Origin of the sequence: Anaerospora sp., from assembly GCF_032013335.1 — a bacterium.
Classification (GTDB): Bacteria; Bacillota; Negativicutes; order Sporomusales; family DSM-15969; genus Anaerospora.
The window spans coordinates 1-10834 of the sequence record NZ_DALZUO010000050.1; the positions used below are offsets into that span (position 1 = coordinate 1).

General features: G+C 44.2%; 7 protein-coding genes, 3 tRNA genes and 1 other RNA gene. 5 read left to right on the forward strand and 6 right to left on the reverse strand.

The genetic code is table 11. The features are described from left to right. Positions 1 to 522: 522 nt before the first annotated feature. The 4 genes from RTR76_RS20755 to RTR76_RS20770 form a co-directional block, all read right to left on the reverse strand. Positions 523 to 613, reverse strand: a tRNA-Ser gene (locus RTR76_RS20755). 25 nt (positions 614 to 638) lie between these two features. Further along, positions 639 to 972: RNase P RNA component class B (gene rnpB / locus RTR76_RS20760), an RNA gene on the reverse strand. Between the two features lie 292 nt (positions 973 to 1264). After that, the gene (locus RTR76_RS20765; protein WP_312524519.1) at positions 1265 to 2539 is read right to left on the reverse strand and encodes an ATP-binding protein; all 1275 of its coding nucleotides are present in this window, start codon (positions 2537 to 2539) and stop codon (positions 1265 to 1267) included. After that, positions 2520 to 3209, reverse strand: a complete 690-nt coding sequence (locus tag RTR76_RS20770; RefSeq protein WP_312524520.1) for a response regulator transcription factor — start codon at positions 3207 to 3209, stop codon at positions 2520 to 2522. The genes RTR76_RS20765 and RTR76_RS20770 overlap by 20 nt, the downstream gene beginning before the upstream one ends. A 282-nt stretch (positions 3210 to 3491) precedes the next feature. On the opposite strand from RTR76_RS20770, the gene RTR76_RS20775 reads away from it, so the two are divergent. The 5 genes from RTR76_RS20775 to RTR76_RS20795 all read left to right on the forward strand — a co-directional run bounded on the left by RTR76_RS20775 (position 3492) and on the right by RTR76_RS20795 (position 10432). Then, a complete protein-coding gene (locus RTR76_RS20775) occupies positions 3492 to 3950 on the forward strand; it encodes a MarR family transcriptional regulator (protein WP_312524521.1) in 459 nt (152 codons plus the stop codon). A 257-nt stretch (positions 3951 to 4207) separates the two neighbouring features. Next, positions 4208 to 4645: a Fur family transcriptional regulator gene (locus RTR76_RS20780; RefSeq protein ID WP_312524522.1), complete on the forward strand. Its 438-nt coding sequence runs from the start codon at positions 4208 to 4210 to the stop codon at positions 4643 to 4645. A gap of 146 nt (positions 4646 to 4791) precedes the next feature. Further along, positions 4792 to 5910, forward strand: coding sequence for an efflux RND transporter periplasmic adaptor subunit (locus RTR76_RS20785; protein ID WP_312524523.1), 1119 nt, complete (start codon positions 4792 to 4794; stop codon positions 5908 to 5910). Further along, on the forward strand, positions 5907 to 9041 hold the full coding sequence (locus tag RTR76_RS20790) for an efflux RND transporter permease subunit (protein ID WP_312524524.1): 3135 nt from the start codon (positions 5907 to 5909) through the stop codon (positions 9039 to 9041). The genes RTR76_RS20785 and RTR76_RS20790 overlap by 4 nt, the downstream gene beginning before the upstream one ends. A gap of 188 nt (positions 9042 to 9229) precedes the next feature. Next, positions 9230 to 10432, forward strand: a complete 1203-nt coding sequence (locus tag RTR76_RS20795; RefSeq protein ID WP_312524525.1) for an MFS transporter — start codon at positions 9230 to 9232, stop codon at positions 10430 to 10432. Positions 10433 to 10611: 179 nt separating this feature from the next. Here RTR76_RS20795 and RTR76_RS20800 read toward each other — a convergent pair. Beyond that, positions 10612 to 10688 (reverse strand) — tRNA-Arg (locus RTR76_RS20800). Between the two features lie 14 nt (positions 10689 to 10702). After that, positions 10703 to 10778 (reverse strand) — tRNA-Trp (locus tag RTR76_RS20805). Positions 10779 to 10834: the final 56 nt, after the last annotated feature.

Genomic DNA, 10834 nt, shown 5'->3' on the forward strand with positions numbered 1-10834 from the left:
ACGTTTTGTGTTTGCTGTTATCGCTTGTCGCGGTGACAGCTTATTTATGTTAACATAACCATTTTGTTCTGTCAACATCTTTTTTCTGGTATATTTTGCCGCCTTGTTTGGCGACTTACTTATAATAACACTAACCGGTATTTATGTCAAATGGTAAAATTAGAATAAAATAATTAGGAGAAGGTATTTACCTTCTCCTATCACAGCAACCATCCTTATAGCCACGCTTTACTTATGATAATCCTAAACAACCTCATTTTCAAACATACTAATCAGATAGCACTTTATGCTAGGCAACTATTGATAAACCCGGAAAAATAAAATACACTACCCTTTTGACTTGAAGCACGTTGCAATAAACCGGAACTAAAATCCCTGTACCTTTTGCAATATCTAAGTCGCTATAAGGATGGTGCCTAATTGAATAATACCACAGAACCATTATTGATGCAATAGTCTAACTATTGGAAAATAAGAGAAATAAAAAAAGCTATTGACCTTTTCAGTCAATAGCTTTTTCTTTGGCGGAGTGGCAGGGATTTGAACCCTGGCGGGGCTTACACCCCCTAACGATTTAGCAAACCGTCCTCTTCAGCCGCTTGAGTACCACTCCAAAACTACTATCCATGCTTCGCGTATCTCGTAAGCCGGGTTCTGTTTCTAAAGCAACATCTGTCTCAGTATTGGAATACTGCTCTTTTTAAGTTTAGTTCCTTCAAAAGAGTTCCCCTACCATAATTTGGGTTTCAGGCTTGTGGGGTTTACCATTTGCACTGGCCCGTCGCCGGACCATATCGTTTCTGTGGCACCTTCGGGTTATTTTCGACTACGAGAGCCAATTTCACCGCCGTGAAAGTACTTTGTACTCCCCTGTGAGTTATTAGCCCACACACAATCACTACAAGCATTTCAGCCTGTGCCTGCCCGGACTTTCCTCAACGATTTCTAGAATCGCCGCGTTGCCTCGAACACGTAAAGCATAAGATAGTATTTTGTTTTGATAGACAATATCTCTATCGAGAATAGTAGTATATCGCAAAAAATCATTTAGGTCAACTAGTACATATTACCAAGATAGCAGTTAAAACCGCGAGGCTACCTAAGTACTCTAGGTGACACCAGAATATTATAACCTATCTGTTCAAAATTAGCAAATTATCATTAAGGAGCTAATTAACTATACTTTGAATGATTCAAACACTGGCCTGCTTCGTATAAAAAATCTACAATCCACCCTGATTATTACTGCTTCATTAGCTTTGACCTAAGTTGGCAGATAAACAATAAACGTGCTTCCTTCACCCAGTATGCTTTTTACTTTTATTGTTCCGCCATGAGCATCAACTATCCATTTTGCAATTGCTAATCCAAGGCCGGAGCTCTCTTCTTCGCGCGATCTTATCTTATCTACGCGGTAAAAGCGATTAAAGATAGAGGTTATATGCTCATCAGAAATACCCATACCGTTATCTTGAACGATTATACTCATTTGCCCTGCTGCATAGCGGATCTGAACATTTACCTGCCCTCCAGCCGGTGTATATTTCACCGCATTATCAATTAAAATAACCAATAATTGACCAATTCGTTCCTTATCAGCGAAAATGAGGCTATCGGGTATACTGTCTAAACATAATTTCAATCCTTTTTCATCGGCCAATAATTGAAAGGAACGAACAATTTGTTCAGCAGCTACAGTCAAGTTGAATTTTTCCTTACTAATATTACTAACTCCGGCATCTGCCCTTGCAAGTGTCAATAAATCTCCTACCATTTTTGCCATTCTTTTTACTTCACTTTTCATATCATTTAATACCTGTTGGGAAAACGACGAAAGCTGATTGTCGTCATCAGTCCTCACAACGTCTACTGAGGTAAGAAGGATGCTTAATGGAGTACGAAGTTCATGGGAGGCGTCTGCAACAAATTCCCTCTGCCGATTAAAAGATTGTCTAATTGGAATAATGGCTCGCCCTGCCAATAAATGTCCGATAAAAGCCGCTGCAAGAATAAATAAAATTGCCACTACAACTAATACAATCAATAAGTTCTTAAAAATTTGATAATAAGAAGTAATGTCTTCACCGACAAATACTCTGCCAAGTACATCCTGCCCATCGTAGATTGCCATACTGCACATCATGATGATAGCTCGCTCATCATTAGCAAGATAAAATTTTTGCATTTTACCTTCGCCATCGGGTACCTTCCAATTCTGAATAAGAACCTGTATTTTAGGACGCAATTTCTCAGCAGGCTCTTCACTGTCTACCAAATTCCCCGCTAAATCAAATACATAGAAAAAAATTTTCTCACCATCATCTGTATTTCCTTCATTTGCCGCAGCAGAATTATTATGTTTAAGTGCCATAACATGCCCTCTCGCTATTTGATCGGCAAAAGACTGTATATCCTGCTGTTCTTCACGGTGCAGAACCCAAATAACTCCTGTGAAACTTACAACAATAAATGCCAAAAGAAAGACGGTCATAACAACAAGGTAAAGCAGCGTTAATCGGTTACGAATTTGAGAGAACATTGCGGGCCTCCAATTTATAACCAATTCCTCTAATACTCTGAATTTCCACTTCATCGGTTAAGTTAATTTTTTTCCGAAGCAATCGAATATAGGCATCAAGATTATTTGAAGAGACACTTGCGTCTAACCCCCAAATCCTATCTAAAATAATATCTCTGGGCACTACATGTCCACTGTTTTGCATGAGTAAGTCCAGAACCTGGTACTCTCTGACAGTTAGTTGTATTTCATTGCTTCCCTGTCTTACTATATGAGTCGTACGGTTTAAAACCAAACTGCCATTCTGCAGAATATCATCTTTAATTTTCACATTGCTCCGTCGTGATAATGCCCGTACTCTTGCCAGCAGTTCTTCAAATTCAAAAGGTTTGACAAGGTAATCATCTGATCCGGTATTCAAGCCTAATACCCTATCACTAACTTCATCTTTCGCCGTAAGCATTAGAATTGCTCCCTGATATCCCTGTTTACGCAGATAATCGCAAACCGCAATCCCCGTTTCACCAGGCATCATCCAATCCAGAATAATAATATCGTATGGAGTATGCATAGCATAATCAACGGCTGTGTCACCACGCGTAACCCAGTCAACCTGTAATGCAGCCTTCTCAAGCATATGTTTAATTAACCTTCCAAGCTTAGCATCATCTTCAGCAAGTAATACCCTCATACTATATCTCCTTCTATACGATCCATGTAAGTTACTAAACGATTTCTCACCAATATTCTTATATTATACTAGTATTTCCTTAGATCGAAAAATAGTGACAAATTATCAGACCATCAATACTTTCTATTCAAGTATAAAGAGTAATTCTGAAAACAACATGAAAAGAGAATCGACGGTCCTTTACCTTCTTTGTAGAAGCAACGGTTGACAAATGGTTAACCTAGTGTACAATATACAAGAGGGCCAAAATGGATATTTTACTAATGACATGAGGTTAACACAATGACGGAACAAAAAAAAGCAATGCTGGAATCTATTCTCAGATTGTCAAGAAAATTTTTTGAGGCAATGAAACACCCAAATAACTTTGGCACAGACAGACTCTTATACTCATCAGAAATTCATACTCTTGAAATGATTGGCAAACATCCAGGTATAACTGTGACCGAACTGGCAGACCGACAGGGTATTTCCAAAAGCGCCCTGCCAAAGCTCATCCATAAACTCATCGAAAAAGATCTGGTCTATCGTTATCAGGAAACCGGCAATAAAAAAAATATACTTTTGGAATTGACGGACAAAGGCCGACTTGCCGTTCAACATCACTTCAAATTCCACGAAACCTTTGACAGCGGCATTTTGAAAAAAATTAACTCATTAACGCCGGAAGAATATTTGTTTCTGAGCGATATCCTGCAAGATCTGGAGCAGTATATTGACCACATGAAGCAGCAGGAATAAAAAATTAAACTAACATGATGTTCAACAACCAAATGTCGCGCAATATGCCTTCTCCAACCGGCATTCTTTTTATTCTCCGCTATAGTTCACCTGGTTAACCTTTTTGAAATAACCTATTTTGCATTAACAGCCCTTTCTAACTGACTTCCCAATGACGCATTATCGGAGGCAGGTATGCACTTCACTACGCTCTGATGCTCAACTACAATATTATTTTTTCTTAGCCGAAAACCAATCTGGAGAAAGGAAAATCACTAGTGAATACTTTTGAATTACAGGAAAAACTTAATGGCAAATATAAATTGACCCGGCAGAGAGAGATTATTTTTCACATTCTCAACAGTTACGCAAGCCACCATCTTAGCGCCGAAGATATCCATGAAATTGTCCATGAGCAACATCCGGAAATCGGCTTAGCTACTGTCTACCGAACCTTAGAATTGTTCAGTACCCTGGCTGTTGTGCAAAAGCTCGATTTAGGCGATGGCTGTCAACGTTATGAACTGTACTCACTTCACCATCATCACCTGATTTGCAATGCCTGCGGTAAGGTTTTTGAAATCAAAGGAAGCCTGGCAGATGCATTGGGTACCGTTATCGATGCTCAGACGGATTTTTCAGTTCAGGATTATCGTCTGTACATATATGGATACTGTAAGGATTGTCAAGCAAACGTCACGAGCAATGTGGTCTGATACGTTTTCTGTTTACGCTAAAATACAATGCTACAGCAATAAGGATATCCTTTTGCAAAAAGAGCAATTGATAGTCCTTATATTTTTGATTTATCGTTCACCTTGTTAACCTTTTTCAAAGCTTATTTACGTTAAGGAGTGTTTCTATGTTCAATATGCGACTGAATCTCAACCGAAAAAAATACTATTATGCTCTTGGCGCTTTAACGGCAGGCTGCCTACTGGCCGGTGTCATGGCAAAAACACATTTCGCAAAAATACCAATAAAACCGGAAAGCTTTCCCGTAGTCCGCACCCAGCTCATTCAGGCAGCTAATACCGGACAGGGTTACACCTATGCGGGGGAAGTGCGCGGCCGCTATGAAAGCAAGTTGGCTTTCCAGGTCACCGGCAAAATTATCAAACGCAATGTGCAGCTAGGCAGCATAGTCAATGCTGGCGATGTTCTGATGCAGATGGATGCGAAAGACATTCAGCAGACGGTAAGCAGTCATTCTGCCCAGGTATCTTCCGCCCAATCACAACTTAGACTGGCGGAAATCAATTTGAGCCGCTACCGGCAATTACTGGACAGCGGCGCGATCAGCCATGCTCAGTATGACCAGTACGTCAATGCCTATGATGCCGCCGCGGCAGCAGTGCAGCAGGCGGCAGCCCAATATACTCACGGCGCCAATCAGCTGGATTACACTTTATTGACAGCCGATCAGTCAGGAGTTGTGTCGGCGATCACCGCTGAGGCCGGTCAGGTTGTCAGCGCCGGCCAGGCAGTTATCACAGTTGTCCAGGACGGAGAGCAGGAAATTGAAATCAATGTCCCCGAAAACCGGCTGGAAGAACTAAAAGCCGCCGGACAGCTCCACATTACCTTCTGGGCCTTGCCTAACATAACACTTAACGGCAAGGTGCGGGAAATCGCGCCTATGGCTGAGCCGACAACCCGTACCTTCAAAGTGCGCGTCAGCCTGCTAAATGCGCCGTCAACTGTCAAACTGGGTATGACGGCCACTGTTGCCTTAGCCGGAGGTGCTGCCCCACCTGTATTTTCCATTCCACTGTCTGCACTCTATCAGACTGGCGATACACCCGCGGTCTGGGTTGTGAACGACAATATCCTGACACTGCGCCCCATCCAAACCGGGCCCTTCAGTAATGGCACAATCCAGGTTCTGGCCGGACTGCAGCCAGGCGACCGGATTGTCAGCGCCGGCGTTCATAAATTGACAGAAGGACAGAGGGTAAAAACAGCCGGTGATGCCCTGTGAACCATTTTAACCTTACCGCCTGGTCATTAAACCACAAACAATTTATTTATTTCTTTGTCTTCCTCTTTTTTGTGGCCGGCCTCTTCTCCTACAAAAATGTGGGACGCATGGAAGACCCGGATTTCGCCATTAAACAAATGATTGTCAGCGTTGCGTGGTCAGGAGCCACCGCCAGCCAGATGGAAGAGCAGGTTACGGATAAAATTGAAAAGAAACTGCAGGACCTGCCTGGGCTTGACTATCTGAAAAGTTACTCTACACCGGGACGTACGGTAATTTACGTCAATCTCAAAGATCAGGTACCCGCCAAGGAGCTTCGGGCCAGATGGCTGGAAGCCCGCAATATGGTAAATGATATCAAAGGAACCTTCCCGGAGGGCGTTTCACAGCCCAGCTTTAATGACCGGTTCGATGAAGTATACGGCGTAATCTATACACTGACCGGTGATGGGTTTACCTACGAGGAAATGCGGGAAAAAGCCGAAAAAATCCGCCGCATTCTCTTAAGCGTTCCCAGCGTGAGCAAAGTCCAGCTTCTGGGGGTGCAAACCGAAAAAATCTACATTGAAATCGAAAATAGCAAACTGGCCCGTTTAGGTCTTGATCCGTCCGTAATTACAGCCGCCTTAAAGGAGCAAAATGCCATGGCCGCCGCCGGCATGCTGGAAACGGCATCGGACAATGCTTACTTACGAATTACCGGGATGTTTGAAAATCTGGAAGACATCCGCACTACACCCATTCAAGCAGGTGGCCACACCTTTCGTCTGGGAGACATAGCCAAGGTGACTCGAGCCTATGCCGAACCATCGGACCCGAAAATGTTCTATAATGGTCAGCCGGCCGTCGGCATTGCGCTGGCGATGGAACCTGGCGGCAACATACTGACACTGGGTAAAAATCTTGATAGTACGCTCTCCCAAATAAAACAAGAACTGCCGGCCGGGCTGGAGATCAATCAAACTGTCAATCAGCCGAAAGTTGTGGAATCCTCCATCGGCGAATTTATTGAATCCCTGGTCGAAGCAATCGTCATCGTCTTAATCGTAAGCTTTGCCAGTCTGGGTATGCGGTCCGGTGTGGTAGTGGCCCTAACCATTCCTTTGGTCATTGCCATTACCTTTACCTTAATGTACCTGACAGGCATCGCCCTGCAGAGCATCTCGCTGGGAGCTCTCATCATTGCGCTAGGCTTGTTGGTCGATGATGCCATCATCGCCACGGAAATGACGATCGTCAAGCTGGAACAAGGCTGGAGCCGCTTCGACGCTGCTTGCTTTTCCTATACCTCCACCGCCTATCCCCGTTTGACTGGTGCGTTAATAACCTGCGCAGGCTTTATACCCATCGGTTTCTCCAAAGGGCTCGCCGCCGAATTTTGTGTCGATCTCTTTTGGGTTATATTCTTCGCTCTCATTGCTTCCTGGCTAGTTGCTGGAGCAGTCACACCTTTGCTCGGTTACCAGTTTATTAAAATAAAACCGGCCCAGCAAACAACTAGTGAAAGTAATGCTCACCATGACCTTTATGACACCCCATTTTACCGGCGATTTAAATGCTTGTTACTGTGGTGCATGCAGCACCGCAAAACCGTACTAACAGCTACTGCCGCCGCATTTATCGGCTCTATCTTTCTCCTGGGATTTGTCAAACAGGAATTCTTTCCTGCTTCCAGCCGTCCGGAGCTCATTATCCAGCTCAAATTACAGGAAGGAGCTTCCCTGACCAACACCGCGGAAGTGGCCCGCCAGTTTGCAAAAGAATTGGACGGCGATCCGAATATTTCCTATTACACCTATCATGTAGGTGAAGGAGCTCCCCGCTTTGTGCTCAGTTTTGAACCAACCTTTAATAAATCGAATTTCGCTGAATTCATTGTAGTGGCCAAGGATGTTCAGTCCCGTAATACGCTCGCACAAAAAGCCGAGCAATTATTAAACACCGAATTTACAGATGTTCGAGGACATATAAAGTTACTATTCACCGGAACGGGACCTGATTATCCGGTGATGCTGCGAGTAAAGGGCCCTGACCATGAAAAAGTTCGTGAAATCGCTGAACAAGTCCGCGCCATCATGGCCGCCCATCCGTCTACACAAAATGTAAACCTCAACTGGAATGAAAAAAGCAAAGTAATGCACTTGGAGATTGACCAGTCTAAAGCAAAAGCCCTCGGTCTCAGTTCCCAGAAATTAGCCGTATCGCTCCAAACCCAGTTGTCCGGAATACCTATTACCGAATTTCGTGAACAGGATAAAACCGTCAGCATGGTTCTCCGGTTTGCAGAAGCGGAACGTAATAACCCGGAACGGATAAAAGACCTCAACATCCATGTCGGCAGCGGCAACTATGTCCCGCTTGACCAAATTGCCACCATCCGTTATAACGCCGAAGAAGGCTTAATTTACCGGCGCGACCTGCTACCTATGATTATGGTACAGGCGGAACTGAATCCTACGTCTAAACTTACCGGCTCTGACGTGACCAAGCAAGTTTACGGCAGCCTACAGGAACTTAGAAGTGACCTGCCAGCCGGCTACACCATTGAATTTGACGGTGCAACGGAACGCAGCATTAAAAGCAGCAAGTTCCTGGCGGAGCCCATCCCAGCTATGCTGCTTATCATTATGATTCTGCTCATGATGCAGCTGCAAAGTATACCGAAAATGCTGCTAACCCTCTTAACAGCGCCTCTTGGTATTATCGGTGTATCCATCAGTCTCCTGCTCACCGGAAGTCCTATGGGATTTGTGGTCCAATTGGGAATTCTGGCCTTGTTTGGTATTATTATGCGCAATACCGTTATATTGATGGACCAGATTGAACAACATCTGGTGGCCGGCGACTCGCTATGGGACGCCATTGTGTCAGCGACAATCAGCCGCTTCCGTCCTATCATGCTAACAGCCGCAGCCGCTATCCTAGGCATGATTCCGCTAGTACCCAGTACTTTGTGGGGCTCCATGGCGATTGCCATCGCCGGCGGTTTACTGGGAGCAACTATCCTAACTTTGCTGGTGCTGCCGGTTATGTATGCAGCCTGGTATAAGGCGCAGCCGGATGCCAGCATGAATAACACTCCCCAGAGCCTGCCAGTCAGCAACTTAATCAATAAATCTGATATGCAATAATAGCAACCAGATGCTTTCCCCATATTCTGCTCTGATAGCAAGTATTCTTATCTCCTAAGCTCACTGACAGCGGACAATGCATATGATAGCAGATACGTCGTCGCATTGCCCTGTCACTGTGCTGCTTACTCAATCATGATTTATAACTAATTAATTACTATTGAGAACTGAAAGGACACCTTACACCCATGCTAAAATACAAGAATGTATTCCTTGTTTTAGGGATTATTTTTATTGCTTCTAATTTAAGAACTCCGCTGACAGCAGTAGGACCGCTCGTTAGCGATATACGGTCTGATCTTGGTATTTCAAGCGGTATGACTGGCTTCCTTACGACACTGCCATTGCTTACCTTTGCCGTACTTTCGCTGCCCTCTTCTAAATTAGGCACCAAAATAGGGAATGAACTTGCTATCTTTCTTAGCCTTATTGTGTTAACTGCCGGCATACTACTGCGTTCTGCCGGAGGAAGTGCCGCCTTGTTTGCCGGAACATTTCTGATTGGTACGGGAATTGTAGTCGGTAATGTGCTAATCCCCAGTATTATAAAACAAAAATTCCCCGATAAAATGGGATTAATAACCAGTATTTTTTCAATTGCCATGTCTCTCTCGGCGGGAATTTCATCTGGCATGAGCGTGCCGCTTGCCAACGATCTCCACTTAGGATGGCGTCAGACTCTGCTGGTGTGGATCTTGGTTGCTGTAGCAGCCATCATCTTTTGGCTGCCTCAACTTTATCATCGCGAAAAAGCAGTGAAAGTCGCAAAACCATCTTTCACCGTTAACTCTGTTTGGCATTCTTCACTGGCCTGGCAAGTTACCTTCTTTATGGGGCTGCAGTCATTTCTTTTTTATTGCTTCATTGCCTGGCTTCCTGCAATTCTCCAAAGCCATGGCCTAAGTAAGGCAACAGCTGGCTGGCTACTGTCTTTTTCCCAGATCATTGCCATCCCTGCCTCGTTTATCGTACCAATATTAGCTGATCGCCTCAACGACCAACGTGGTATTACGGCAATTTCCTGCCTGATCTATTTTATGGGACTGCTTGGACTGCTGCTGAGTAAAAATATGATACTACTCACTACATCAGTTGCCTTGATTGGGGTTAGTGGAGGTGCCTGCTTCAGCTTAGCATTTACTTTTATCGGACTACGGAGTAGCAATGGCGCCCAAGCTGCAGTGTTATCGGGAACGGCTCAGTCTGCGGGCTATTTGCTAGCGGCCACAGGTCCAATTCTCATTGGTTATTTATTTGATTACACGCAAACCTGGGCTTCATCTATTCTCTTATGGCTAATTATCACATTATTTCTCTTATATGCCGGTCTTGGTGCCGGGCGAAACCAATACATTTTCCCAATGGTCGAGCCCAAACAGAGCCCTAATTAAGATAACTAGTGGTCTGATGCCCAATTACCCATCTGATTGATGTTTCGACTTCCCCGGCTGATCATGCAGCACCACTTCACTAAGAATATACACAATAACAATCAGCCACCTTACTGTCAATTCGCTATACAAACGACAAAAAAGCTTTACGATAATATCGTAAAGCTTTTTTGTACTTATGGTGACCCCGGCAGGATTCGAACCTGCGACCTTTTGATTCGTAGTCAAACGCTCTATCCAGCTGAGCTACGGAGCCATGTAAATAATAAATGGCAGGGGCAGAAGGACTTGAACCCTCAACCAACGGTTTTGGAGACCGCTACTCTACCAATTGAGCTATACCCCTATAATCAGCGACTTCCTATCCTCCCAGGCCGTTTCCAGCCAAGTACTTTCGGCGTA